This is a genomic window from Ensifer sp. SL37, from assembly GCF_026672675.1.
GTDB lineage: Bacteria > Pseudomonadota > Alphaproteobacteria > Rhizobiales > Rhizobiaceae > Ensifer > Ensifer adhaerens.
Window position 1 is genome coordinate 2,701,381 of the sequence record NZ_JAPPRN010000006.1, and the last position, 25,354, is coordinate 2,726,734.

Sequence of the window (25,354 nt, forward strand, 5' to 3'; positions counted from 1 at the left end):
TGTATGGCTCCGGGAAATGTGGCCCCTCATCCGCCCTGCCGGCGTCTTCTCCCCGCAGGCGGGGCGAAGGGGACGTGCGGCGGGCGTCTTGCCTCAAGTTCACGCCCTACGGTTTGGCCGAGGGCGTTCCCTCTCCCAGCGTGCGGGGAGAGGGTCAGGGTGAGGGGCAAATGCTTGCGATAGGTCTGACGGCTTAGCGGCCGCCGATCACGCCGATATAGTCGGAGACCCAGCGGTGATAGGGCACGCATTCGCCCTGGCTTTCACACTTCGTCACCGGCGTCTTCCAGAACTTGACCTTGTCGAAGTCCTCGTAGCCGTTGGTCTTGCAGCCGGCGTCGGTCAAGAGTTCGTTGCCCTTGCAGGCCGCACCGACCGACGGGTTGGCGCCGAACCAGGCGGAGACGTCGCCCTGGACCTTCGGCGACAGCGAGTGCTCCATCCACATATAGGCGCAGTTCGGATGCTGGCTGTCGGCGTGCAGCATGGTGGTGTCGGCCCATCCGGTCACGCCTTCTTCCGGAATGGTCGAGGCGATCGGCAGCTTCTCGGCTTCCATCAGGTTGACCTGGAACGGCCAGGAGCCGGAGGCGACGACGCCTTCGTTCTTGAAGTCGTCGATCTGGATCATCGCGTCGTGCCAGTAGCGGCCGACGATCTTGCGCTGGCCGCGCAGCAGCTCGAGCGCTGCCTTGTACTGGTCTTCATTGAGTTCGTAGGGGTCCTTGATGCCGAGTTCCGGCTTGTGCTTCATCAGGTAGTTGGCAGCGTCGGCCACATGGATCGGGCCGTCATAGGCCTGGACGCGGCCCTTGTTGGACTTGCCGTCGGGCAGGTTCATTTCCTCGAAGACGACGTTCCAGCTCTTCGGCGCTTCGCCCTTGAAGGCGTCCTTGTTGTACATCAGCACGTTCGGGCCCCAGACGTAGGGCGTGCCGTAGTGGACGCCATTGACTGTGTACCAGGGTGCGTTCTGCATGCGCTCGTCGATCGTCTTCCAACTCGGGATGAGATCGGTGTTGATCGGCTGGACGCGCTTGCCGGCGACGAGGCGCAGCGAGGCGTCGCCCGAGGCGGTGACAAGGTCGAAGCCGCCTTCGTTCATCAGCGCCACCATTTCGTCCGAGGTGGCGGCGGTCTTGACCGAGACCTTGCAGCCGGTCTGCTTTTCGAAATCCGTGACCCAGTCATAGGCCTTGTCGGTCTCGCCGCGTTCGATGTAGCCGGCCCAGGCGACGATGGAGAGTTCGCCTTCGCCCTTGCCGAGTTCCTTCAGCGGCTCCTGCGCGAAGGCCGGGGCGACAAGGCCGAGCGACAGGGTCAATGCCGTGCAAGATTTGAGCATCTGCTTCATCTGAATTCTCCCAGTTTTGAGCCGCGTTTTGCGGCTTCGTTCCCAGGATGAAGCGTGCCTTCATTTCACCGTATTCGCAAATTCATTAAACAGAATGTCGCTTTCGGTTTTTCCGATATCGGTCACCCACCGGCACGCCAAAGGTGTGGCCAGTGTCGGGAGAAGACTAATAAATCTAGTGAATTAGCGCGGTCTGGCGCTTCTCAGCGCTTCGGCGATGCCGACGAAATCGCGCGCCGATTGTGGCAGGCCGGAGCCCTTGCGCCAGACCATGCCGACCTGCACGACGGGAAGCGCGCCCGACACGTCGCGACTCTCGATGCGGTCGCCTTCCAGCGACCAGGGGCGGTAGACGAGGTCAGGCAAAAGCGCGATGCCGGCGCCTGTCGCCACCAGGCTGCGCACCGCTTCGACCGAGCGGGTGCGGAAGGCGACATGCGGGCGGGCGCCAAGTGCGGACAAAAGCTTGCCGGTGTTCTCCTCGATTTCGTCCACTGTCAGCATGATCAGCGGTTCCTTGGCGATATCGCTGACGGAGATGATGTCGGCGCTGACCAAGGGATGTCCGATCGGCAGCCACAGGCGATAGGGCGAGGTCTCCAAAATCTCCGCCTGCAGCGCCATGCGGTCGCGCAGGTTGGATATGACCATGACGGCGACATCGAGCTCGCCGCCGATCAGCAGATGTTCGAGATAGGAGCCGTTGTCCTCGATGGCGCTGACTTCCACGCCGGGGCAGGCGCGGCGGTATCGCGCCAGCAGATCGGAGAGCACGTAACCGGCCACAAGCGAGGTGACGCCGAGGTTGAGCTTGCCGCCGGTTTCCTCGCGGCTGTCGGAAAAGCTGCGGCGGGCGTCCGAGACATTGGAGAGGATCTTGGTGGCGTGGCGCAGGAACTGGTGGCCGTTGTGGGTGATCGACAGGCCGCGCGGATGCCGGTCGAAGAGCTCGACGCCGAGATCGCCTTCCAGCTCCTTGATCGCCTCGGTGATCGAGGATTGCGAGATCGACAGGTTCTGCGCCGCACGGGTGATCGACCCCTGTTCGGCGACGGCGACGAAATATTGCAACTGTCTGAAAGTGAAGGCCATGGCGAGAGTTAATAGGTGCGAGGCAGGGCTGGCAAGCGGGTGGCCGATGCAACCGGATCGACCGCCGATTTTTTCCCGTCATGTCGGTTTTCGGACAGAGAGCCGGAACGCCGGTGCTAAGCTGCAGGCGACTTCGGGATTGCAGGGAGGACGACGTGGATCAGGTGACCAAGCGGCCGATGCCGACGGAGGAGGGGATCCTCGCCTTTCATCGCCGCTGCGAGGACTTCTATCCCGCCGACGCGGTCGATGCCTCGATCGAACAGCAGCGCAAATGGTATGACGCGCTCTGCGCCGAATTCGATGCGCCGAGCCCGGCCGGGCTGACGCGCATGGATGAACTCGTCGACGGCCTTATCCCGACCCGGCGCTACCGGCCGGCCAAGGTCTCGAGCGAAACGCGCATCTATTACATCCATGGCGGCGGCTTCGTCGTCGGTTCGCTCGACAGCCATGATGCGATCTGTGCCGAGCTTGCGAATTTCGCTCAGGCCGAGCTGGTCTCGGTCGATTATCGGCTCGCGCCGGAGCATGTCTGGCCGGCTGCCTTTGACGACAGCTACGCAGTGCTGCAACACCTCCTGTCCGACGGCCGCCCGGTCGTCGTGGCCGGCGACAGCGCCGGCGGCAATCTCACGGCTGGCATCGTTCTCAAGGCGCGGGCGGAAAGGCTTTCCGGCATCGTTTGGCCAGGTGCTGATCTATCCCGGCCTTGGCGGCGATCTCGTGTCGGGTTCCTATGCCGACATGGCGGAGGCGCCGGGACTGACGACCGCCGATGTCAGCTACTATCGCGATATCCTCAAGGCGCCGGCGGACAATCCCTTCGCCGCGCCGCTAGCGGAAACGGATCTCTCGGGCCTGCCGCCGAGCTATGTAACCGGCGCCTTCTTTGACCCCTTGCGCGACGATGCCCGCCTCTATGCGGCGCGGCTTGCCATGGCGGGCGTGAACGTCACCTTCCGCGAGGAGCCGCAGATGATCCATGCGTGGCTGAGGGCGCGGCACATGAGCGAGGGCGCGCGCGAAGGCTTTCGCCGGCTGGCGGAAGGCGTGGCGGTCCTTGTCGGAACGCGTTGACGACCTGCTGTGTCCGTTTGTGAAGCGGACCTAGCTCTTCGCCTTGAACACCAGCACCGGATTTGCCTGGAAGGCCTCGGGGAACAGGGTTCTCAAGTTCTCGATCTTCGGCAGGTCGTTGTAGACGATATAGGGGTGCGTCGGGTTTCGCGTCAGGAAATCCTGATGATAGTCCTCGGCAGCGTAGAAGCCCTTGAAGGGCGAAACCTGCGTGACGATCCTTGCCGGGAAGGCGGCTGATTTGCCGAGCTGGGCCATATAGGCATCGGCGATCCGCTTCTGTTCATCGGTGACGGTAAAGAGCGCCGATCGATACTGCGGGCCGTGATCCGGCCCCTGATAGTTGAGTTGGGTCGGATTGTGGGCGACGGAGAAGAACACCTGCAGCAGCCGGCCATAGGTGACGTCGCGCGGATCGAAGGTCACTTCCACCGCCTCCGCATGGCCGGTCTTGCCGCCGCTCACGGTTTCGTAGTCGGCGGTTGCCGCGGTGCCGCCGGAATAGCCGGAGACCGCTTTCTTCACGCCCTTAAGGTGCTGGAAGACGCCCTGCACGCCCCAGAAACAGCCGCCGGCAAAGACGGCGATTTCGGTCGAAGCGGATGACTTCTCGTCGAGTGACGGCGGCGGGATGACGACGGCCGGCTCCTGGGCGGCGGCGATGGGCGAAAACGCCAGCAACGCGGCGAAGGCCGCGGTCAATCTTGTGAGGGATCTGTCAGAGGTTTGTACCGACTTGCTGCGCGCCATCGCGTCCTCCCGTCGCCCGGCTCCAGCGCCGGCGTTCGATGACCTCATGTTTTCATGGGATTGGCAACGGTCAAATCGCGATCGCGTGCTTCACGCCAACGTGACGATCCGATACCAGTGGGCAAGCACGAGGCGCCGAGAACGAGGGACGATGACATGGCCGGAGAAACGGATCTCGCGAAACTGCTTTCGACGATGAACCCGGTGCTGTTTCCGCAGACCTACGTCTATTGTACCGTCGCCTATCAGGATCAGGCGCGCTACCAGGCGCTGGAGGCGCTTGCCACCTATCGCGAGGACGAGGGGCTGACCCTGGTCGTTACCCGCGCGGCCGCCGACGAGGCCGGGCTCGCCTATGGTCCGCTGCTTCGCCGCATCACGCTCAACGTGCATTCGGCGCTCGAGGCCGTGGGGCTGACGGCGGCCGTTTCGGCAGCGCTGACGCGCGAGGGCATCAGCGCCAATGTGATCGCCGCCTATTACCATGACCACATCTTCGTGCCGGAAGCCGATGCCGAGCGAGCGCTCGATGCGCTCCGGGCGCTGACCGTCGCCTGACTGGCCGTGTGCGCTCACATGAAGCGCGTGTCGGCGGGCGCGTTGAAGTGGTCGTCATCGCGGCCGTTTTCGTAGATGATCGGCGCCTCGGCAAGTTCCGCGTCGCTGACGCCATCGAGGCAGGCGACATTGACCGCGTAGAAATGGCCGATGAAATCCTTGTGGTAGCCACGCGAGAAGGGCCGGACACCGCAGCGGCTGCAAAAAAATGATCGACGTCGCCCTCGATCCAGCTCGAATTGTCGGCCCGGTAGCTCGTCAGCCGGTCCTTGCTTGACGTGATCTCGAATTCTTCGCGCAGCGCAAAGGCCTTCTGCATGCGCGTCTTGGCGCAGAAGGAGCAGTTGCAGCGGCGGATGCCCTCGGCGAGATCAAGCTGGCATTCGAAGGCGATGGCGCCGCAATGGCAGCTGCCGCGATAGAGCTTCTTCATCGGTTTCCTCCCTGGGATTGGACGCAGATCATCGCCCGCCGGCCATATGGCCGGCGCCGCTTGATATTGCGGTACTTTGCGTTTCCTGCCCGGCGTTTGGCGTCTGGCGCCGGGCACCGTTAACCGGCGTTGCCCGAAGGCGCCGGCTGATCGGCGGCCACCTGCGCCTTGCCGTCACCGTCATCGCTGGCCTTGCGCAGGAGCAGGAAGGCGATGAGTGCGGTGCCGAGCGATAGCAGCACGCAGATCGAGGCGGTGAAGGCGAAGGACTGAGTGAAGACGTCGCGCGCCGCCGTCAGCAGCCGTTCGGCTTCTGCAGGTGGCAGGTCGGCAGCCACCGCGACCGCTCCGCCGAGCGTCTGCCGGGCGGCGGCAACGGTTTCCTCCGGCAGGCCGGTGACCACCAGCTGGTCCATGCGGCCGCGATAGGCGGAGGTCAGCAGGCTGCCGAGCACGGCAATGCCGAGCGCGCCGCCGAACTCGAAGCTGGTCTCCGAGATCGCCGAGGCGGCGCCGGCGCGCTCCGGCGGGGCAGAGCCAACGATCATATCCGTCGTCAGCGTGCCGACCGGGGCAAAACCGAGGCAGAGCACAACGAGGCCTGTGGTGACGAGAAGCGGGCTGCTTGTGGTGCCGACCTGGGTGCAGATGGCAAAGCCGATCGCCGTCAGCACGAAGCCCGCTGCAATCAGGTTGGAGGCGGCAAAACGGGTGGCAAGCATAGGCACGGTCATCGAGGCGACGATCATCGCCACACCCGTCGGCACCGACCAGAGACCGGCGACGAAGGGCGTGAGCCCGAGCACCAGCTGCAGGTACTGCGCCACGAACAGGAAAGCGCCGAAGCCGACGAAGAGACCGAGGATATTGACACCAAGGGCGGCGCTGAAGGCCGGCGTCCTGAACAGCGCGAGGTCGATCAGCGGATCGGCGAGACGAAGCTGGCGCCGCGCAAACAGGATCGCGACGACGATGCCGAGCAGGATCAAGAAGACTGCGATCGTATCGAACCCGGCCTCGGCGATGTGCTTCATGCCGTAGATCACCGAAAGCACGGCGACGAGCGACTGGGCGGCGCTGACGAGATCGATCCGGCCGGCCTCGGGATCGCGGAATTCCGGCAGGAGGATCGGCCCGAGGATGAGGATCAGCACCATGACCGGCACGGCGAGCAGGAAGACCGAGCCCCACCAGAACTGCGACAGCATCAGCCCGCCGACCACGGGGCCGATGGCGCCGCCGGCCGAGAAGCTGGCGATCCACACCCCGATCGCAAACGTGCGCTGGCGGTCGTCGAGGAACATGTTGCGGATGAGCGAGAGGGTGGAGGGCGCAAGTGTTGCTGCCGCGACACCAAGCACCGCGCGCGCGATGATCAGCGTCTCGGCATTCCAGGCGAAGGCGGCGAAGATCGACGCCAGGCCAAAGGCGACCGAGCCGATCATCAGCAGGCGCCGGCGGCCGATGCGGTCGCCGAGCGTGCCCATGGTGATCAGCGAGCCTGCGACCATGAAGCCGTAGATATCGATGATCCAGAGAAGCTGGGCGGCGGAGGGCTTGAGCTGTTCGGCAAGCTGCGGGACCGCGAGGTTCAGCACCGTCAGGTCCATGGAATAGAGCATGCAGGGCAGCGCCAGCACGGCGAGCCCGATCCATTCGCGCCGGGTCGCCTTCGGACCGGGCGCGTTTTCGGTTTCAAGGTTCGAAATCTCAGACATGGTCGACGTAATCCCTGAGCCGCTCGAGGCACTCGCCCCAGCCATCCTGGTGCGAGTCGCGCTCTTCGACGGTCTCGAATGGTGTTTGCTGGAAGGTGAGCCGCGTCTTGCCGCCGATATCGGCGAAGGAAACGGTGATCAGCGTGTCGCTGCCGGGCTCGCCGTCTTCGTCCCAGGCGAAGGTGAAGACCAGCTTCTCGGGCTTGCGCACTTCGCGAAAGATGCCGCTCATCCAATAGTCCTGGCCTTCGGGCGAGCGGATGCAGGCGCGCCAGGCCCCGCCCGGACGGAAGTCCATGTTGACCGAATGCGGCGTGAAGTCCTGCGGTCCCCACCAGCGCAACAGGTGCTCCGGCGTCGACCAGACCTTGAAGACGAGGTTTATCGGCGCCTCGAAGTCGCGCACGATTTCCAGGCTGATATCCTTGCGTGCTGCGTTTGCGGTCGCCGCTGTCATGAATCCTCCTCCTCCGGGCGCCCCAATACGCCCAGTCTTTAACCGTAGAGTTATTTAACTTAGCGGTTAATATCCGTGCGAAAAGGCGATTGTCAAGGCAGGCTCAAGCCCCGATCTGATTTTTGTCAATTTGGGCGGGGGAGGAAGGGTGGTCGCTTGCTTTTACGATGATACGGGCAGGCGCGCCTTGAGGCGGGCCAGCACCCGGACGAAGGCGCCGGGGTCCTCGAGGCTTCGGGCAAGGATCAGCGCGCCCTGGATGCCGCCGACGATTTCCTCGGCAAGGCCGTCGCACTCGGCGGCCGGTGTGCCGGCGCGTTCAAGCGTTGCGGATAGATCGGCACGCCAATCGGAGAAATAGCGGTTGAGTTCGCGGGCGAAGCGGTCGTGTGCGCCGCTCGTAGCGATCACCCCCATCAGGCAGAGGCGTCGGCCCTGGCGAAAGTAGCCGTCGACGGCGGCAAACATCGCGCCCAGCGCTGCGGCCGGGTCTTCCGCATTGCGTAGTGGCTCGAAGATGTGCGTGCGGAACCAGGCGGCGATATCGCCAAGCACGGCCTCTGCCATCTCCTCCTTCCCGCCGGGGAAGAAGTGGTAGAGGCTGCCTTTGCCAAGCCCGGTCTTCTCGGTGATCAGGCTGAGGCTGGTGCCGTCATAACCGTGCTCGCGGAAGATTTCCGCAAGCATGGCGATCACGTCCTTTCGCTCAGCGACGACGCGGCTCATGCGGGCTTCCTCGCGAGCGGATACTCGACCTTGGCGAAGCGGTGGAACAGCGCGCCAACGGCGACGAGAATAAGCGAGCCGGTCAGCACCGGGAAGAGCAGGAATTCGAAGCCGGGATCGGCGGCGAAGACGACGAGCGGGTTGGCGCCTGCCGGCGGATGGGTGATGCGCAATGCCGCCATCAGCGCGATCGCCGCGCCGACGGCGATGGCGACCGCCCACCATTCATTCGGAAAGACGGTTCTGAGGATCAGGCCGACGAGGGTGGCGACGAAGTGGCCGCCGACGACGTTGGCCGGCTGCGACAGCGGGCTCGCCGTGACGGAAAAGATCAGCACGCAGCTGGCGCCGAAGGGCGCCATCAACATGGGGTGGCCGACAAGGCCGGTGAGGGCGCCGACGGCGGCGATGGCGACGAGGCCGCCGATGCCGGCAATCAAGCCGCGGTTGATATGAACGGGAGGCTGATGACGCGAGAAGAAATGGCGCATTGTTGTACCAATCAGTAAACTCTTTACTGATTGGTACAATTACTTGTGTGAGATGTCAATGCGGGGGCGGGGCAGCGCGTTGGAACCGGCCGCCCGTACCCTTCACATGAAGTCGCGGGGGATCCGCTTCTTGAAATGCTTCTCGAAAATCCGTGTCTCGCCCTCATAGGCGACGACCTCTGCCTCGGTGATCCACTCGCTTTTCGTGCAGTGGAGCGTCGAGGTCGAGACGGTACGCACAGACCAGCCCTCGCGCTTGGCAACACAGGTCCAGGTCGAGGTTCCGATCATCGACGAGGGGTCGTCCGGCGCGATCGACCAGGTCTCGTCGCGGATATCCTGGGTGGCAAGGCCCGTATCCGGATGTTCTGAAAGCCCGGTGTCCTCGTAGATACGGTAATGGGTCATGCCGTGGGTCATGTCGCGCTCGACGGTGCGGCTCGAAATACCGCGCGTCAGCTCGCGATACTTTGGCAGCGGGTCGGGGTTCTCCGGCTCGGGCACGGCGATCTCCCTGTGGGCGCCGAGCAGGGGAAGGGCGAGCGAGAGGCTTGCTGTGTCGATCGAAAGGCCCGGATCGGTCGGGGTGGGAAGGATCAGCGGCCAATAGGAGGTCGAGAGCGACACCCGGATGCGATTTCCCGCGCGGAAGCGGTAGCCGCAGGCATCGAGCGTAAGCGTGATGCGCGTCTTGCGCCCGGGCTCCATGGCGCGCGGCTGGGCGTTGCCGTCGCGATGCGAAAGGTTGAGCACGCCGAAGGCGACGCGGGTGGCGGTACCGTCAGGATGCGCGTCGACGAGGCGCACGGCGAGATTGGCGGTCGGCTCCTGGCAGGTGACGTCGACGGTCAGCGTTGGCTGGCCGAGATAGTCGGCGGCTTCCAGTAGCGGTGCCGTCTCGAAGGTGAGCGAGCCGGCATCGTCGATGCGCTGGTCGCCGGCCATTTCGGCATCGGGCTTCAGCGTGAAATACTCGCCGGATGCCGTGCCGGTATCGAGTGGCGATTTCAGGTAGACCTCGCCGATGCCGGTGCCGCCGGCCGACGGCGTCAGCCGGCCGTCATGGGAGATGCCGAAGAGCTGCATTTCCGGCGTTGCCCAGGCGTCCTTCGCCACCCAGCGGCCGGGATCGCTGTCACGCCGGAGCGACGGGCGGGGCCCGTCGAGAATATAGGCGCGCACCTGTGGCCCGTTCTCGGCGCCGTTTTCCTCGTCGCGCAGCCAGCGGTTCCACCAGCGGATCGCCTCGCCGTGGAAATCGGCGCGCGGCTTCGGAAAGGCGAAATGCGGGTACTTGTGCACCCAGGGGCCGATCAGCGCCTTGGTCTTGTCCCCAAGGCCTTCGACCGCCTTCAAGGGCGTGTTGCGGTAGCCGTCGGCCCAGCCGGCGATGACCAGCGCGGGGATCCCAACCCTGTCGAAATCTTCGCAGATCGATCCGTGCTGCCAGAATTCGTCGCGACGCTGGTGCTCCAGCCATTCCTCCATGAAGAAGGGCTCCTTCTCCAGCCGCTCCATCCACATCTGCTTCCAACGGTCGCCGACGATGGCGGGATCCGGCGAGCGCGACTGGTAGCCGAGCATGGTCGCCGCCCAGGACAGCTGGGCGGAGAGGTGGCAGCCGTTCTTGTAGTGGATGTCGTCGTTGTAGCGGTCGACGGTCGAGGCGATGGAGATGACGGCTTTCAGCGCCGGCGGCTTCAAGGCCGCGACCTGCAGGCAGTTGAAGCCGCCCCAGGAGATGCCCATCATGCCGACCTTGCCGTTTGACCAGGGCTGGGCGGCGATCCATTCGACGATCTCGCAACCGTCGGAAAGCTCGCGCGGCGTATATTCGCCGTCGATCACGCCTTCGCTTTCGCCGGAGCCTCTGATGTCGACGCGCACGCCGGCAATGCCGGCGGCGGCAAACACGGGATAGGTGGATTCGTCACGCAGGCTCGTGCCGCCCTGCTTGCGGTAGGGCAGGTATTCGAGCACGGCCGGAACCGGATCGGCCTCCGTGCCGGCCGGCATCCAGATGCGGGCGGCAAGCTCGGTGCCGTCCTTCAGCCGGATCCATTCGTTTTCGATGACTGTGAATTCGCGCTCTGACATGTGGTTCCAACGATCTCTTTGTTTTCTCGGGAAATGCCGGACGCGAGCCCGCGTCCGGCTTTCGTCGCAATGGCTTAGCTGTCGAACCAGACGCGGCTGCCGACGTAGCCGTTCGAGAGATCGTTGCCGATGTCGTCGACGAAGCCCTTGAGCGAAGCCGAGGCGGCGTTCACGTAATCGTTGAAGACGGGCAGGATCAGGCCGCCTTCGTCGCGCACCGTCATCGCCATGGTGTGGTACATTTCCTTGCGCTTGGCCTCGTCGAGCTCGGAGCGGGCCTGCAGCAGGAGCTTGTCGAAATCCTCGCGCTTGAAGCGGGTGTCGTTCCATTCGGCGGTCGAGAGATAGGAGGTCGAGTAGCGCGAATCCTGCGTCGGCCGGCCGCCCCAATAGGAGGCGCAGAAGGGCTGCACGTTCCAGACATTGGTCCAGTAGCCGTCTTCCGGCTCGCGGCGCACTTCGATCTCGATGCCCGCCTTCTTGGCGCTTTCCTGGAAGAGCACCGCGGCGTCGGCAGCACCCGGGAAGGCGGCGTCGGAGGTGCGCAGCAGGATCGGCCGGTCATGGCCGGACTTCTTGAAGTGGAAGGCCGCCTTGTCCGGGTCATAGGCGCGCTGCTCGATGCCTTCGGGCGCCAGCGCATAGTTGCCGTTGACGGGATAGTCGTTGCCGAGCGTGCCGAAGCCGCCGAGCACCCGGTCGAGGATCGCCTGTCGATCGACCGCATATTTCAGCGCCAGTCTGAGGTCGTTGTTGTCGAAGGGCGCGGTGTCGCAATGCATCAGGAAGCTGTAGAAGCCCTTGCCGGAGGTCCTGAGGATCTCGACGCGCGGGGCGCGCTTCAGGAGCGGCACGGTCTTCGGGTCGATGTTGTTGATGAAGTGGACCTGGCCGGAAGAAAGTGCTGCGATGCGCGCCGTCGTGTCGTTCATCACGATGATCTCGACACTGTCGACGAAGCCGCGGTCCGAGCGCCAGTCATCGGCGTTCTTCTCGAAGGTGGCGCGCAGGCCTGCCTCGTAGCTTGCAAGCTTGTAGGGGCCGGTACCAACAGGCGAGGCCGGATTGTCGACGCCGCCCTTCGGCTGGATGATCAGGTGATAGTCGGTCAGAAGCAGCGGCAGGTCGGCATTGCCTTCGGTGAGCGTCAGCACCAGGCTGCCTGCCTTCTCCTCGATCGTCTTGATCGAGCGCATCAGCCCGAGCGCGCCGGACTTCGAGCCTTCGTCCGCATGGCGCTTCAGCGTGGCGACGACGTCGGCAACGGTCAGCTTGCTGCCGTCGTGGAAGCTCACGTCGCCGCGGATCTTGAAGGTCCACTCGGACGCATCGGCCGAGGGCTCCCAAGATTCGGCAAGCGCCGGCAGGGGCGCGCCGGTCTTCGGGTCGGATTCGACCAGCGTATCACCCCAGAGGTGACCGATGACGAAGGAAACGGAACCGCTATAGGCGGCCGGGTCGAGCGAGTCCGTCGTGGCGCCGCCCTTGAGACCGAGCTTCAGATGGCCGCCACGCTTCGGCTCCTGAGCCCTTGCGTCCGTGGCGGCGAGCGTGCCGCCGAAACCGGCCGCAAGGCCCAATGCTGCCGTGCCGGCCAGGAAGCCGCGCCGGCTGAGGCCGGTCGAGGCAAGGCTCGCGGGGATAAGGAGGCCGTCAGGACGCTTCGTGAATTCGGTCATTCTAGGGTTCCCTTTGGAGTGATGCTTGTTAGGGAAAACCTAGCGTTTGCCGACCGGCACACAATTTCGCGACTTGACGCTTCTTTACGCTCTTTTACGCTACCTGAATGCTTCCTGCTCGACAGGGATTGGAAGCGCGTTGAATGGGGTTCGAAAAGCATCGTGCAGGACATCGACATCTTCGCCGCCAATCTCAAGTTTGCCTGTGCGACGCGACGGTCGATCTCGCAGATCTGCCGCGAAATCGGCATTAACCGCCAGCAGTTCAACCGCTACATCGGTGGCGAGGCGCGGCCATCGGCGCACAATGTGGCGCGCATTGCCCGCTTCTTCGGGCTTTCGGCCGAAGACTTCGCGTTGCCGGCCAAACAGTTCGAGGCGCGCATGACGCGCCCCGATCGGGACCGCTCGGATGCCGGCCTGCTGCTTGAGGGTTTCCCGGGCGACATCGCGGGCCTCCGGCGCCATGTCGGCTACTACCAGACCTATCACGTGTCGCTCTCCTGGCCGGGGCTGGTCGTCTGCTCCTGCGCCCGGATCTACGAGGAGGCAGGCTCGATCCGGGTGAAATCGATCGAGCGCATCCGCGATCCCGCAAACGAGATCCAGCAGTTCTCAAAATATGTCGGCCTCGTCACTCTCTGGCGAAACCGCATCTTCATCGCCGAGCGCAGCATCGGGCGCGAGCCGATGCTGGCGCAGACCATCCTTCTGCCGTTCGAAGTGCATCAGCGGGTCTATCTGCGCGGCACCACCATGGGGGTCTCCTGGCGCAAGGAAAACCTGCCTTACGCGTCCCGGATGATCTGGCGCTCGCTCGGGGCGCAGCCGGATCTGCGGCAGATGCTCTCACGCTGCGGCGTGCTGTCCTTCGGCTCGCGGCACTTGCCGCAGACGGTGCGAGCCTTCCTCGATACGCCCGATGCCGAGCTCTTGACCGTGCCGACCGAATATTGAGGCGGCGTCGCCATGTGGTAGGTTTCGCCGAACGCACCGATCGAGGAGGGGATCATGAAATCTGCTTTGGCCGCTATCGCCTGCCTTTGCTTCGCATTGCCGATGTCACCGGCAAAGGCCGAGGAGGCACGTGCGCCGATCCCGTCCTGTGCGCTTTCGGGTGCGTCCAGCGTGATGATCGGCGGGCAGCCGGCGCTCAGGCCTTCCGATGTCGCCAATTGCCCGCCGGAACTCTACGAGGTGGTGCCGAGCATCATGGTCGAAGGCCAGCCGGTGGTGCACTTCCGCGCCGGCAGCGGCGAAAAGGGCGACTGCTCGGCCAGGGGCGAGGCGACGGTGACCTTCGAAGGCGAGGCGGCGCAGAGGGTGGGCGACGTCGATTGCCGGCAGAAGTGACAGCTATCGTCAGACGAGCCTGGCCAACCGGGCACCCTCCCGAACGGCCGAAAGCGCCGGCGGATTGGAGATGGGATAGCCGGCAATGAAGCCCTCGACCGTGAACGACGGGAACTGGGTTTGCAGCCGCGATACGACCTCTGCCGCTTCCTCCATCTCGCCAAGGTACGCGTGTGCCATCGCCTGGAACATCAGTGTGTTCGGCGATTCCTGCGAACTCTTTTCAAGCGCGGACAAGCACGCGCGATAGCGCCCGACGACGAAGAGAACGCGCGCGAACATGCCGTGGTACCAGGGCGGGCCGAGCGGGTTGAGCGAGAGGGCGCGCTCGATGAAGGGAATCCCGTCGGCGGGATCGCCGACGATCAGGGCCTTGGCTCCCGCGAGCAGCGCCAGCGTATCGGCGTTGTTTCTGCCATATTCGAGCGCCCGGGCGTGGGCCTCGGCGGCACCCGCCAGATCACCGATGCAGGCTTTGAAATCGCCGATACAGGTATGGCCGGCCGGATCCGTCGGATCGAGCCGCAGCGCCTCCTCGGCGGCGCTGCGCCAGTTCTTTCTTGCGCTTTCGAGGTCGTCGCCGAAGCCGTTCGCCGCCTGGATGGAATGGGCATAGGCAAGTTCGGTCCAGGCGCGCGCCCGCCCCGGATCGAGCTCGATCGAGCGCGTCAGCAATTGCATGGCGGCGGCGTTGCCATCGGGGCTGAAGCGATTGTGCTGTTCGACGCCCAGCAGGAAGTAGTCATAGGCCTGCAGGCTGCCCGGCGGCTTTTGCCGGCTCGCCTTGCGGCCGATGGCGGCCAGCGTGCCGAAGCAGCCGGCGAGCACGTTGATGACGCTTTCGGTGAGGCTGTCCTGCAGCGTCAGCACGTCCTCCATCGTGCGCTCGTAGCGCTCGCTCCAGAGCGTCATGCCGGTGCGGGTATCGGAAAGCTGGATCGTCAGGCGGACCCGCCGGTCGTCCGCGCGCAGCTGCCCGGTGATGGCATAGGTGGCGCCGACCGCCTGGACGTGGTCTTCGAAGCTTTCCGGCCGGTTGCCGAGCAGCTTCATTGTGTGGAAGGCGATCACGGGCAGATCGGCGAAGCGCGCGAGATCGACGCAGATGTCGGATGACAGCCCGTCGGCGAAACGGCGCCAGCGCTCCTCCGGATTGAGGCTTTCAATGGGAAAGACCGCGAGCGTCGGCGAGGCGGGCTCGGCGTCGCGCAACGGCGCGACCGCCTCGGTCGCCGTCCTGCCGGCCACCATCTGCGCGACCGCGGCGGCAAGCTCGATCTTGTTGCGAACGCCAAGCTTGCCGTAGATCGTCGCCAGATGCGTGCGCACCGTCGACGGCGCGATAAACAGCGCCTCGCCGATTTCGCGATAGGTCAGGCCGGCGGCAAAACGCTCGGCCACGGCGCGCTCGCGGTCTGACAAGGCTTCGGTGGCGACCTGTGGTGTCGGGATACGGTTCATGGCTGCTTCCTGCCATCTGACCGGGCCGTTTTCAATGGCGACATAAGGCAAGGTGCCACAGTGCCTCTTGCGCGTCCAACGGGGCGCGCGGTGCTGCAGGCAAAATACTACAAATGCAGGAGAGGAAAACACAGCAGCTGCGCGATGTGGGACGCGTTCCACGGGCCTAGAGTTCCGACAGTGTTTCAACGCCCTGAAGGGCAGGAAGAGGTGGGAACGGCGATGAGCAGCCTGCTTTCGGGAATGTCCGATTTCTATCACGCCGTCCGGCTGGATCTCAACCAGCCGGCCAAGCATCTGGCCGACAGCCTCGGCCGCCACGATCCTTTCCGGATCCTTGTCGTCTGGGAGGACCGCGTTCGCGTCCGCGAGCAACTTCAGCTCATGGCGGATCAATATCCGGAGCGGCTCAAGGATATCGGGATGACGAGGGCTGAGGTTCGCGCAGAGACGAGCAAGGCCTTCTGGCAACGCTGAGCTTGCCTGACGAAGGCATGAGACGGCGGCACGCGATCGTGCCGCCGTCTCGTTTTTCAGTTGCCGGCGCTTTCCATGCGGCGTGTCTTCAGCACCCGCTCCAGCCAGCCGATTTCCATCTCCGGAACCGACTTCAACAGCAGATCCGTGTAGTCGTCGAAGGGTGGCGACAGCACCTTCGACTTCGGCCCGAAGCGCACGAGGCGGCCGCGATGCATGACCGCGACGCTGTCGGCGATCGCCCGCACGATGGCGATGTCGTGGGTGATAAAGACATAGGAAACAGCGGTTTCCTCCTGAAGCTTCAGAAGCAGATTCAGGATGCCTTCGGCCACAAGCGGATCGAGTGCCGACGTCGGCTCGTCGCAGAGGATCAGCTCCGGTTTGGCGGCGAGCGCCCTTGCGATCGCCACGCGCTGCTTCTGGCCGCCCGAAAGTTCGGCCGGATAACGATCGAGGAAACGCGTTCCCATTTCGATCTGGTCGAGCAGTTCCTTGACCCGCTCCGTCTTCTTCTGGCCGTGCATGCCGAAGTAGAAGGAGAGCGGTCGACCGACGATGTCTCGCACCGTCTGGCGCGGGTTCATCGCCGTATCGGCCATCTGGTAGATCATCTGGATGCGGCGGAGCTCGTCGTTGCTGCGGCCTTTCAGCGCCCGCGGCAGCTCCTTGCCCTCGAAGGTGATGCGCCCCTCGGTCGGCGGCAAAAGCCCGGTGATGACGCGGGCAAGGGTGGACTTGCCCGAGCCGCTTTCGCCGACGATCGCCAGTGTCTGGCCTTTCGGCAGATGCATCGAGACATCATGCAGCACCTTGAAGCCGTTGGCATAGCCGGCGCTGATATGCTCGATCTTCAACTGCGTCCCGGTCTGGTCGGCGGCTTCCTCGCGTTTCGTCTGGCGGACGCTGACGAGTGCCCGGGTGTAATCCTCGCGCGGCTCTTCGATGATCTGCTTCGTCGAGCCGTACTCCACCGTCTTGCCATGGCGCAGCACCATGATGTCGTCGGAGATCTGGGCGACGACGGCGAGGTCGTGGGTGATGTAGAGGGCTGCCGTGTGCGTCTCCTCGATCGCATGCTTGATCGCGGCGAGCACGTCGATCTGGGTGGTGACGTCGAGCGCGGTCGTCGGCTCGTCGAAGACGATCAGTTCCGGGTTGGGGCAGAGCGCCATGGCGGTCATCGCGCGCTGCAACTGGCCGCCGGAGACCTGGTGCGGATAACGCTCGCCAAAGGTTTCCGGATTGGGCAGGCCCAGCACGCGGAAGAGATAGAGCGCCCGCTTCTTAGCCTCCTCGCGGCTCATGATGCCGTGGCGGAGCGACGCCTCGATCACCTGGTCGCCAAGCCGATGCGCCGGATTGAAGGCGGCCGCTGCCGATTGCGCGACGTAGCAGACGCGGGCGCCGCGGATCGAGCGGATGCCGTTCTTGTCGAGCGTCAGAATGTCCTTGCCGTCGAGCAGGACCTGGCCGCCAGTGATGCGCACGCCGCCGCGGCCATAGGCGAGCGCCGAAAGGCCGATGGTCGACTTGCCGGCGCCGGACTCGCCGATGAGGCCGAGCACCTTGCCCTTCTGAACGTCGAAGGAGACGCCCTCGACGAGGGTGACGACCTTCGGCGGTTCGCCCGGCGGGTAGCTGGTCGCTTCGATCTTCAAGTTCTTGACGGAGAGCATCTCAGGCATCGCCGCGTCCTCCCTTGAGGCTCGAGGTTCTCTTCATCAGCCAGTCGACCACGAGGTTGACGCAGATCGCGAGCGTCGCGATCGCAGCACCGGGTATGAGCGCTGCCGAAATGCCGAAGATGATGCCGTCCTTGTTGTCCTTGACCATGCCGCCCCAGTCCGCTGCCGGCGGCTGGATGCCGAGGCCGAGGAAGGAGAGGGTGGAGAGGAACAGGATCGAGAAGGCGAAGCGCAGGCCGAATTCGGCCAAGAGCGGCGACAGTGTGTTCGGCAGGATCTCGCGGAAGATGATCCAGAGCGAACCTTCTCCACGCAGCCTTGCCGCCTCGACGAACTCCATGACCGCGACATCGAGCGCCACGGCGCGGCCGATGCGGAAGACGCGGGTACTGTCGAGCACCGCCATCACCAGGATCAGGATCCACAGATGCTGCGGCAGGACGGCGAGAACGACGAGGGCGAAAATGAGCGTCGGAATCGCCATCATCAGGTCGTTGAAGCGGGAAAACAGCTGGTCCGTGAAACCACCGACAACAGCGGCGGTGAAGCTCAGGATCATGCCGAGCGAGAAGGAAAGCACGGTTGCCGCAAATGCCACGAAGATGGTGGTGCGGGCGCCATAGATCAGACGCGACAGCAGGTCGCGGCCGAGATTGTCGGTGCCGAGCAGGAAGTCGCCGCCGGCCGGAAGCCAGACGTCGCCGACCACGTCGCGTTCGCCGAAGGGGGCGATGACAGGCGCAAAGAGGGCGCAGAAGATCGCAATCGCGATGCCGGCGATGCCGATCCAGGCGCTGAAGGGGATGGATCTCAGGTTCATCGCGGATGCCTCAGTCTCGGGTTGGCGATGATCGCGAGAATGTCGGCCGCCATGTTCAGGAAGATGTAGAAGGCGGCAAAGATCAGACCGCAGGCCTGAACGACCGGCATGTCGCGCACGGTCACCGCATCCACCATATATTGGCCCATGCCCGGATAGACGAAGACCACTTCGACCACGACGACGCCGACCACGAGATAGGCCAGGTTGAGCGCAATGACGTTGATGACCGGCGCCACCGCATTGGGGGCGGCGTGACGCGCGATGATGCGGAACATGCCGAGGCCCTTCAGCTCCGCCGTCTCGACATAGGCCGACGACATGACGTTGAGGATCGCCGCGCGGGTCATGCGCATCATGTGGGCGAGAACGACGAGAACGAGGGTCGCGACGGGAAGCGCGATCGCCGAGAGACGTTCGGTGAAGCTCATGCTGTCATAGACGGTCGCGGGGAAGGTCGCGACGCCGTATTTGACGGCGAAGAACATGATCAGGAGATAGCCGACGAAGAACTCGGGCAGCGAGATCGCCGCGAGCGAGACGACGTTGATGATCTTGTCGGGCAGCCGGTTGCGGAACTGCACCGCCAGCATGCCGAGGCCGACGGCGAGCGGTACGGAGACGAGGGCTGCGAAGAAGGCAAGGAACAGGGAGTTGCCGAGGCGCTTGGAAATCTGCTCGCCGACCGAATTCTTGCTCGCCCAGGAAGTGCCGAAATCGCCTTGGACAGCGCCGCCGAGCCAGGAGACGTAGCGTTCGGTCCAGGGCCGGTCGAGGCCGAGATCCTTGCGGATGTTTTCGACCGCCTGCGGCGTTGCCGACTGGCCGAGATAGGTGGTGGCGAAGTCGCCGGGAAGCGCCTCGATGCCGCCGAAGATCATCAGCGATACGGCGAAGAGAAGGCCGACGCTCAAGCCGAGGCGCTGCAGGATCAGCGCCGCGAGCGGGCGGCGGAAGGTGAAGCGCCGCCAGAAGGTGCCGCCGATTTCACCATTCGAGGGATTGGCGGCAGGGTTGGGTTTTGCTGGTACTCCGGAAAGTTCGGCAGACCGCGGGTGTGTTGCACCCGCGGTTCCATCCGTCGGAACCGGACCAGTGAGCGGTCCGCTTTCCATCATCATGCGTCCAGCCATACCCGGGTTGCGACATAGCCGTTCGACATGTCGTTGCCGATGTCATGCACGTAGCCTTTCACCTGCTTGGTGGAGGCGTTCACGAAGTCGTTGAACATCGGCAGGATCAGGCCGCCTTCGTCACGCACCATCATGGCCATGGTGCGGTACATGTCCTTGCGCTTGGCCTCGTCGAGTTCCGAGCGGGCCTCGAGCAGGATCTTGTCGAAATCCGGACGCTTGAAGCGGGTGTCGTTCCAGTCCGCGGTCGAAAGATAGGCGGTGGAGTACATCTGGTCCTGGGTCGGACGGCCGCCCCAGTAGGAAGTGGAGAAGGGCTGCACGTTCCAGACGTTGGTCCAGTAGCCGTCACCCGGCTCGCGCTTGACCTCGATCTCGATGCCCGCCTTCTTGGCGCTTTCCTGGTAGAGCACCGCTGCATCGACAGCACCCGGGAAGGCGACGTCGGAGGTGCGCAGCAGTACCGGACCGCTGTGGCCGGACTTCTTATAGTGGAAGGCCGCCTTGTCCGGATCATAGGCACGCTGCTCGATGCCTTCGGGGAAGAGGGCGTAGGTGTCGTTGATCGGGAAGTCGTTGCCGACCTTGCCGTAACCGCCGAGGATGCGCTGGACCATGGTCTCGCGGTCCATCGAATATTTCAGCGCCATGCGCAGGTCGTTGTTGTCGAAGGGTGCGGTGTTGCAATGCATGATGAACACGTAGTGGCCGCGGCCGGACGTGTTCAGGATCTCGACCGTCGGCGCCTTCTTCAGAAGGTTGACCGTCTTCGGATCGACGCGGTTGATGTAGTGCACCTGGCCGGAGGAAAGCGCGGCGATGCGGGCCGTGGCGTCGTTCATGGCGATCAGCTCGACCGAGTCCACATAGCCGCGGTCGGTGCGCCAGTCGTCGGCATTCTTCTCGAAGGTGGCACGAACGCCGGCTTCGAAGCTCGTCACCTTGAAGGGGCCGGTGCCGATCATCGCGTCCGGCTTGTCGATGCCGCCGCCCGGCTGGATGATGAGGTGATAGTCGGTCAGAAGCAGCGGCAGGTCGGCATTGCCTTCGGTCAGCACGAGCACCAGCTTGTCGCCGTCGGCCTTGATTTCCTTGATCGACTTCATCACGCCGAGCGCGCCGGATTCAGACTTTTCGTCGGTGTGGCGCTGCAGCGTCTTGATGACGTCGTCGAGCGTCAGCTCCTTGCCGTCGTGGAATTTTACGCCCTTGCGGATGGTAAAGGTCCAGGTCGACGCGTCGGTCGAGGGCTCCCAGGATTCGGCGAGTGCCGGCACCGGCGCGCCGGTCGTCGGGTGGCTTTCGACGAGCATGTCGCCCCAGTTGCGGCCGACGACGAACATGAATTGCGACAGCGCCTTGGCCGGGTCCTTCGAGTCGGTGGCGGCAGCGCCTTCGAGACCGAGTTTCAGGTGACCGCCGCGCTTCGGCTCCTGCGCTGCAGCGCTGGTGGCAAACAAAGTGCCGGCCGTCGAGGCGAGAATGCCGGCTGCTGCCGCGCGGCCCAAAAACTCGCGCCGGTTCATCTTGCCGAGCATGACCTGTCGTGTGAGGTAATCCTTGTAATCGCTCATTCCCCTGTTCCCTTTTCTCGTCGGCATTCGCCGTTCGTTGTGGTTGGTAGAGATTGCTGCGTACAGCCATTGTATCGATGGCTTCGGACTGGGCCGGAGGGCCGCTTGTTTTCTTCCGGGTTCTTGTCTCTCCTTCCTTCTGGCCGGGCGTCCTTCGTTCAGATCGATAAGCGTAATCGCTGGAACTCTTGTTGTAACGCCCTAAATTACAATTTATTTCCATAAGCATGGCTTATGGACACGTGTTTAATGGCGCGCGATGTTGCCCGCGCGTCTCGTCACGTTCCGGTGCCGGTCCATCCGGCTCTGTTGCCTGCGCCGCCAAGGGTTGGCGGTGCTCTTCGAAGCGGGTTGCGGGCGGAAACCGCACGCACTCTCGTTCGGTCTCAGCGCCCCTTCCACACGGGGTCGCGCTTCTCCGCGAAGGCGCGCGCGCCCTCCAGCTGGTCTTCGCTCGAATAGAGAATATCGACGGTTTTGAACTGCCGCTGGGTGATCTTGTTCATGGTCGTCTGGAAGGCTTCGCCCTCGGCGGCGCGGACCACTTCCTTGATCGCCGCATAGACCAGCGGCGGGCCGCTTTCGAGCAGGCGGGCGAGCTCCCAGGCGCGCTCCATCAGTTTGCCTGCCGGCAGGATCTCGTTGACGAAGCCCCAGCGGTGGGCTTCCTGCACGTCGAGCCAGCGGCCGGTCAGAAGCATGTCCATGGCGATGTGATAGGGGATGCGCTTCGGCAGCTTGATCGAGGCAGCATCGGCAACGGTGCCGGAGCGGATTTCGGGCAACGCGAAGGTCGCGTGTTCGGCGGCAAGGATCAGGTCGGTCGAAAGCGCGATCTCGAGGCCGCCGCCGCAGCAGATGCCGTTGATCGCGGCGATGATCGGCTTGTTGAGATCGCGCAGTTCCTGCATGCCGCCGAAGCCGCCGACGCCGTAGTCACCATCGACCGCGTCACCGTCGGCAGCAGCCTTCAGGTCCCATCCCGGACAGAAGAATTTTTCACCGGCGCCGGTGATGATCGCGACACGTAGGCTGTCGTCGTCGCGGAAGTCGCGGAAGATCTCGCCCATGACCCGGCTGGTTTTCAGGTCGATGGCGTTCGCCTTCGGCCGGTCGATCGTGACTTCCAGAATACCGCCTTCGCGGCGTGTGAGGATCGGTCCGGTCATGAGGGTCAGTTCCTCCGGCGAATGAGAGCGTCGGCGGCAACGGCACCCTGACCGTTCGGCAACACCATCAATGGATTGATATCCAGTTCTTCGAGTTTCGAAGCGTTTGCAACGACATAGGATGCCGCTGCCGCGACAGCCGCGGTTAAAGCGGCGTAATCGGCAGCAGGCGCGCCGCGATAACCGTCGAGCAGCTTGCGGATCTTCAGCCCGCCGATTGCTTCCCCGATCGCTTCCGGCGTCGTCGGCAGCGTCAGGATGGCGGAATCATCGAGCAGTTCCACGAGGATGCCGCCGGCACCGATCGTCAAAACCGGGCCGGCGACGGGGTCGCGCATGGCGCCGATAATGAGCTCGGCGACCGGTTTCGCCACCATCTTCTCGACAAGGTACCCGGAGGTGACGGCGGCCATGGCCTTGGCCGCCGCAAGGACGTCCGCGCGGCTCGCAAGGTTGAGCTTCACGGCACCCGCTTCGGTCTTGTGGGCGACGCCGAGGCCTTTCAGCACGACCGGGAAACCGAGCGCTTCGGCAGCGTCTGCGGCTTCTTCGGCGGTTGCTGCGGTCTTGCCCTTCGGCACGGTCAGGCCGGCGGCAGCAAGCTCCACCTTGGCCTCGTGTTCGCTGAGCGTGATGGCTTCACCGGCAGCGGCGACACCGCCATCGTGCAGGCGGGGCGGGACGGGCTTGGCCCAGGCGGTGCCGATCTCGGCGGCCGTCTCGATGGCTGCCAGTGCTTCCTCGATGCCGAAGAAGGGCACGACACCCGCCTTCATCAGGAAGAGGGCGGTGGCTTCCGGCATGTTTTCGCCAAGGCTGGCGACGATGCCGGCGCGGGCACCCGTTGCCCGGGCCGCGTCGATCACCGCATGGCAGGTGGTTTCCCAGTCTGCCGGGTCGCAGCGGTCAAGGCGCGGGAAGTCGAGCACGAGCAGGTTGATCGCGTAGCCGCCCTTCATCATGGCGGTAAAGGCGGTGGTCTGCTTCTCGCGGTTGCCCCAGACGAAGGTGTGGTAGTCGAGCGGGTTGGCGATCGTCACCATCTCGCCGAGCGCATCCTTCAGCAGCTTCTTCTGCTCGTCGCGCAAGGGCCGGTAATTGACCCGGTAGCGCTCGCCGGCATCCGCCATCAGCGAGGCCTCGCCGCCGGAGCAGCTCATCGAGGAGATGTCGTTGCTCTCGAGTGGGCCTGCCACATGCAGCAGCTTCAGCGTTTCCAAGAGCGCCGGCAACGTGTCGACGCGGCCGATGCCGAGGCGGGCAAGAAGCGCCGAGGAGACGCGGTCGTTGCCGGCAAGCGATGCGGTGTGCGACACCGTCGCAAGCTGTGCCGCTTCCGACTTGCCGACCTTCAGCGTCACGACCGGTTTGCCGAGTTCGCGCGCGCGCGTCGCCAGCCGCTCGAGGGCAGCAACGCTGTCGAAACCCTCGATATGCAGGCCGACGGCGGTGACGCGCGGGTCTTCGAGCACGGCGCAGGCGATGTCGGAGAGGCCCGTCTGCGCCTGGTTGCCGGCGGTCATGACATAGGCAAGCGGCAGACCGCGCGCCTGCATCGAAATGTTGCAGGCGATGTTGGAGGACTGCGTCAGGATCGCGACGCCTTTTTCGACGCGTTGCATGCCGTGCTGGTCCGGCCAGAGCAGGGCGCCATCGAGCATGTTGATGAAGCCGTAGCAATTCGGCCCGACGATCGGCATGTCGCCGGCAGCCGCCACCAGCGCCTCCTGCATGTCGTTGCCGTCGTCAAGCTCGCTTGCCGCCTCGCGAAAGCCGGAGGCGTAGCAGACGGCGCCGCCGGCGCCGCGGCTCGCAAGATCGCGGATGATATCGATCGTCAGCTGCCGGTTGACGCCGACGAAGGAGGCATCCGGTGCGCCTGGCAGTTCTGCCACCGAGCGATAGCACTTGCGGCCGAGGATTTCGGCTTCGCGCGGGTGCACCGGCCAGATCTCACCGGTAAAGCCCATCTTGTCGCATTGCTCGATGACACGCCGGGCTTCCTTGCCGCCGAAGACGGCGATGGTGCGCGGGCGGATGAGGCGGTCGAGGGAGCGTATCATCGGCCGATCACGCTCCCAGCGGCCGCAGCAGGTCGCGGCTGATGATGTGGCGCTGGATTTCAGACGTGCCGTCCCAGATGCGTTCGACGCGAGCGTCGCGCCAGAAGCGGGCGAGCGGCAGGTCGTCCATCAGGCCCATGCCGCCGAAGATCTGGATCGCCTCGTCGGTGACGCGGGCGAGCATCTCGGTGGCAAAAACCTTGGCCGAGGCAATCTCGCGGTTCGAGGGCAGGCCGTTATCGAGCCGCCAGGCGGCCGAAAGGGTCAGGAGGTCGGCGGCGTCGATCTCGGTGATCATGTCGGCGAGCTTGAAGGAGACGCCCTGGTTGGCACCGATCGGCTTGCCGAACTGCTTGCGTTCGGCGGCGTAATTCAGCGCATAGTCGAAGGCGCGACGGGCACGGCCGACCGAAGTCGCCGCCACCGTCAGGCGGGTGGCGAACAGCCAGTCGTTGGCGACGTCGAAACCCTTGTGCACCTCGCCGAGGATTTGGGCGGAGGGCAGGCGGCAATCGTCGAAGGTCAGGACACAGTTGTTGTAGCCGCGGTGCGATACGGAATTGTAGCCCTTGCGGATCTCGAAGCCGGGCGTGCCGCGATCGACGAGAAAGCAGGTGATCTTCTTCTTCGGGCCGCGCGGCGTATCCTCTTCGCCGGTCGCGATGAAGACGATGACGAAATCGGCGATGTCGGCGTGGCTGATGAAATGCTTCGTGCCGTTGACGATCCAGTCGTCGCCGTCCTTGCGGGCAAAGCACTTCATGCCGCGCACGTCCGAGCCGGCGTCCGGCTCGGTCATCGCAAGCGCATCGAACTTGTCACCTTTGACGGCCGGCAGCAGGTACTTTTCGCGCTGCTCGGCGTTGCAGGCCATCAGGATGCCAGAGGGGCGACCGAAGAAGACGGTCAGGCCCATGGAGCCGCGGCCAAGCTCGCGCTCGACCAGGGTGAAGGAGGTGTGATCGAGACCGGCGCCGCCGACTTCCTCCGGGAAATTACAGCCGAAGAAGCCGATCTCCTTGCATTTGCGGGCGATCTCCTGACCGAGTTCGCGCGGCACTACGCCGGTGCGCTCGACCTCGTCCTCATGCGGATAGATTTCCGTTTCGACGAAGCTCCTGACCGTATCGACGATCATCTGCTGTTCTTCGGTCAGTGCGAAGTTCATTGTGTTGTTCCCC

General features: G+C 64.3%; 22 protein-coding genes and 2 pseudogenes. 6 read left to right on the forward strand and 18 right to left on the reverse strand.

What is annotated here, in order from left to right; genetic code table 11:
* Positions 1–193: 193 nt before the first annotated feature.
* Together OVA00_RS25205 and OVA00_RS25210 are read right to left on the reverse strand one after the other, a co-directional pair.
* Positions 194–1,354 (reverse strand): ABC transporter substrate-binding protein, encoded by a 1,161-nt coding sequence (locus tag OVA00_RS25205; protein ID WP_029742594.1) that lies wholly within the window; start codon positions 1,352–1,354, stop codon positions 194–196.
* Between the two features lie 183 nt (positions 1,355–1,537).
* On the reverse strand, positions 1,538–2,446 hold the full coding sequence (locus tag OVA00_RS25210) for a LysR family transcriptional regulator (protein ID WP_029742595.1): 909 nt from the start codon (positions 2,444–2,446) through the stop codon (positions 1,538–1,540).
* Between the two features lie 179 nt (positions 2,447–2,625).
* Between OVA00_RS25210 and OVA00_RS25215 the strand changes: the two are divergent.
* Positions 2,626–3,526 (forward strand): annotated as a pseudogene (locus OVA00_RS25215) (alpha/beta hydrolase).
* A 30-nt stretch (positions 3,527–3,556) separates the two neighbouring features.
* On the opposite strand, the gene msrA reads toward OVA00_RS25215, so the two are convergent.
* A complete protein-coding gene (gene msrA / locus OVA00_RS25220) occupies positions 3,557–4,276 on the reverse strand; it encodes a peptide-methionine (S)-S-oxide reductase MsrA (RefSeq protein ID WP_268089808.1) in 720 nt (239 codons plus the stop codon).
* A gap of 156 nt (positions 4,277–4,432) precedes the next feature.
* On the opposite strand from msrA, the gene OVA00_RS25225 reads away from it, so the two are divergent.
* Both OVA00_RS25225 and OVA00_RS25230 read left to right on the forward strand, forming a co-directional pair.
* Positions 4,433–4,834 carry an ACT domain-containing protein gene (locus OVA00_RS25225; RefSeq protein ID WP_029742599.1) on the forward strand — a complete coding sequence of 134 codons (402 nt, stop codon included), beginning with the start codon at positions 4,433–4,435 and terminating at the stop codon, positions 4,832–4,834.
* Positions 4,835–4,881: 47 nt separating this feature from the next.
* Positions 4,882–5,046, forward strand: a complete 165-nt coding sequence (locus tag OVA00_RS25230) for a hypothetical protein (RefSeq protein WP_268089809.1) — start codon at positions 4,882–4,884, stop codon at positions 5,044–5,046.
* Positions 5,047–5,126: 80 nt separating this feature from the next.
* Here the strand turns inward: OVA00_RS25230 and OVA00_RS40070 are convergent.
* The 7 genes and pseudogenes from OVA00_RS40070 to OVA00_RS25260 form a co-directional block, all read right to left on the reverse strand.
* Positions 5,127–5,267: pseudogene (locus OVA00_RS40070) on the reverse strand (GFA family protein); the annotation flags it as partial.
* Positions 5,268–5,386: 119 nt separating this feature from the next.
* On the reverse strand, positions 5,387–6,985 hold the full coding sequence (locus tag OVA00_RS25235; RefSeq protein ID WP_049810956.1) for an MFS transporter: 1,599 nt from the start codon (positions 6,983–6,985) through the stop codon (positions 5,387–5,389).
* Positions 6,978–7,442 (reverse strand): SRPBCC family protein, encoded by a 465-nt coding sequence (locus OVA00_RS25240; RefSeq protein WP_268089810.1) that lies wholly within the window; start codon positions 7,440–7,442, stop codon positions 6,978–6,980. Before OVA00_RS25240 ends, OVA00_RS25235 begins: the two co-directional genes overlap by 8 nt.
* 162 nt (positions 7,443–7,604) lie before the next feature.
* A complete protein-coding gene (locus tag OVA00_RS25245) occupies positions 7,605–8,168 on the reverse strand; it encodes a TetR/AcrR family transcriptional regulator (RefSeq protein WP_110818691.1) in 564 nt (187 codons plus the stop codon).
* Complete coding sequence (locus OVA00_RS25250) at positions 8,165–8,659, reverse strand: HPP family protein (RefSeq protein ID WP_034792117.1); 495 nt, start codon at positions 8,657–8,659, stop codon at positions 8,165–8,167. The genes OVA00_RS25245 and OVA00_RS25250 overlap by 4 nt, the downstream gene beginning before the upstream one ends.
* A 102-nt stretch (positions 8,660–8,761) precedes the next feature.
* Positions 8,762–10,756, reverse strand: a complete 1,995-nt coding sequence (locus OVA00_RS25255; RefSeq protein WP_268089811.1) for a CocE/NonD family hydrolase — start codon at positions 10,754–10,756, stop codon at positions 8,762–8,764.
* Positions 10,757–10,830: 74 nt separating this feature from the next.
* On the reverse strand, positions 10,831–12,435 hold the full coding sequence (locus tag OVA00_RS25260; RefSeq protein ID WP_051659243.1) for an ABC transporter substrate-binding protein: 1,605 nt from the start codon (positions 12,433–12,435) through the stop codon (positions 10,831–10,833).
* A 162-nt stretch (positions 12,436–12,597) separates the two neighbouring features.
* Between OVA00_RS25260 and OVA00_RS25265 the strand changes: the two genes are divergently transcribed.
* Both OVA00_RS25265 and OVA00_RS25270 read left to right on the forward strand, forming a co-directional pair.
* A complete protein-coding gene (locus OVA00_RS25265) occupies positions 12,598–13,392 on the forward strand; it encodes a helix-turn-helix domain-containing protein (RefSeq protein WP_029742607.1) in 795 nt (264 codons plus the stop codon).
* A gap of 54 nt (positions 13,393–13,446) precedes the next feature.
* A complete protein-coding gene (locus OVA00_RS25270) occupies positions 13,447–13,788 on the forward strand; it encodes a hypothetical protein (protein WP_268089812.1) in 342 nt (113 codons plus the stop codon).
* Between the two features lie 9 nt (positions 13,789–13,797).
* On the opposite strand, the gene OVA00_RS25275 is transcribed toward OVA00_RS25270, so the two are convergent.
* Positions 13,798–15,249, reverse strand: a complete 1,452-nt coding sequence (locus tag OVA00_RS25275) for a LuxR C-terminal-related transcriptional regulator (protein ID WP_268089813.1) — start codon at positions 15,247–15,249, stop codon at positions 13,798–13,800.
* 222 nt (positions 15,250–15,471) lie between these two features.
* Here OVA00_RS25275 and OVA00_RS25280 point away from each other — a divergent pair, with 222 nt between their 5' ends.
* On the forward strand, positions 15,472–15,726 hold the full coding sequence (locus OVA00_RS25280; protein WP_029742610.1) for a DUF1127 domain-containing protein: 255 nt from the start codon (positions 15,472–15,474) through the stop codon (positions 15,724–15,726).
* Between the two features lie 56 nt (positions 15,727–15,782).
* On the opposite strand, the gene OVA00_RS25285 is transcribed toward OVA00_RS25280, so the two are convergent.
* The 7 genes from OVA00_RS25285 to OVA00_RS25315 all read right to left on the reverse strand — a co-directional run bounded on the left by OVA00_RS25285 (position 15,783) and on the right by OVA00_RS25315 (position 25,341).
* The gene (locus OVA00_RS25285) at positions 15,783–17,414 is read right to left on the reverse strand and encodes an ABC transporter ATP-binding protein (RefSeq protein WP_029742611.1); all 1,632 of its coding nucleotides are present in this window, start codon (positions 17,412–17,414) and stop codon (positions 15,783–15,785) included.
* Positions 17,407–18,234, reverse strand: a complete 828-nt coding sequence (locus OVA00_RS25290) for an ABC transporter permease (RefSeq protein WP_029742612.1) — start codon at positions 18,232–18,234, stop codon at positions 17,407–17,409. Before OVA00_RS25290 ends, OVA00_RS25285 begins: the two co-directional genes overlap by 8 nt.
* Positions 18,231–19,367, reverse strand: a complete 1,137-nt coding sequence (locus OVA00_RS25295; protein ID WP_029742613.1) for an ABC transporter permease — start codon at positions 19,365–19,367, stop codon at positions 18,231–18,233. Before OVA00_RS25295 ends, OVA00_RS25290 begins: the two co-directional genes overlap by 4 nt.
* On the reverse strand, positions 19,352–20,941 hold the full coding sequence (locus tag OVA00_RS25300) for an ABC transporter substrate-binding protein (RefSeq protein WP_029742614.1): 1,590 nt from the start codon (positions 20,939–20,941) through the stop codon (positions 19,352–19,354). The genes OVA00_RS25295 and OVA00_RS25300 overlap by 16 nt, the downstream gene beginning before the upstream one ends.
* A 386-nt stretch (positions 20,942–21,327) precedes the next feature.
* Positions 21,328–22,110, reverse strand: a complete 783-nt coding sequence (locus OVA00_RS25305; protein ID WP_029742615.1) for a carnitinyl-CoA dehydratase — start codon at positions 22,108–22,110, stop codon at positions 21,328–21,330.
* A 5-nt stretch (positions 22,111–22,115) separates the two neighbouring features.
* Positions 22,116–24,173 (reverse strand): acetate--CoA ligase family protein, encoded by a 2,058-nt coding sequence (locus OVA00_RS25310; protein ID WP_268089814.1) that lies wholly within the window; start codon positions 24,171–24,173, stop codon positions 22,116–22,118.
* 7 nt (positions 24,174–24,180) lie between these two features.
* Positions 24,181–25,341, reverse strand: a complete 1,161-nt coding sequence (locus tag OVA00_RS25315; protein WP_029742617.1) for an acyl-CoA dehydrogenase family protein — start codon at positions 25,339–25,341, stop codon at positions 24,181–24,183.
* Positions 25,342–25,354 lie beyond the last annotated feature (13 nt).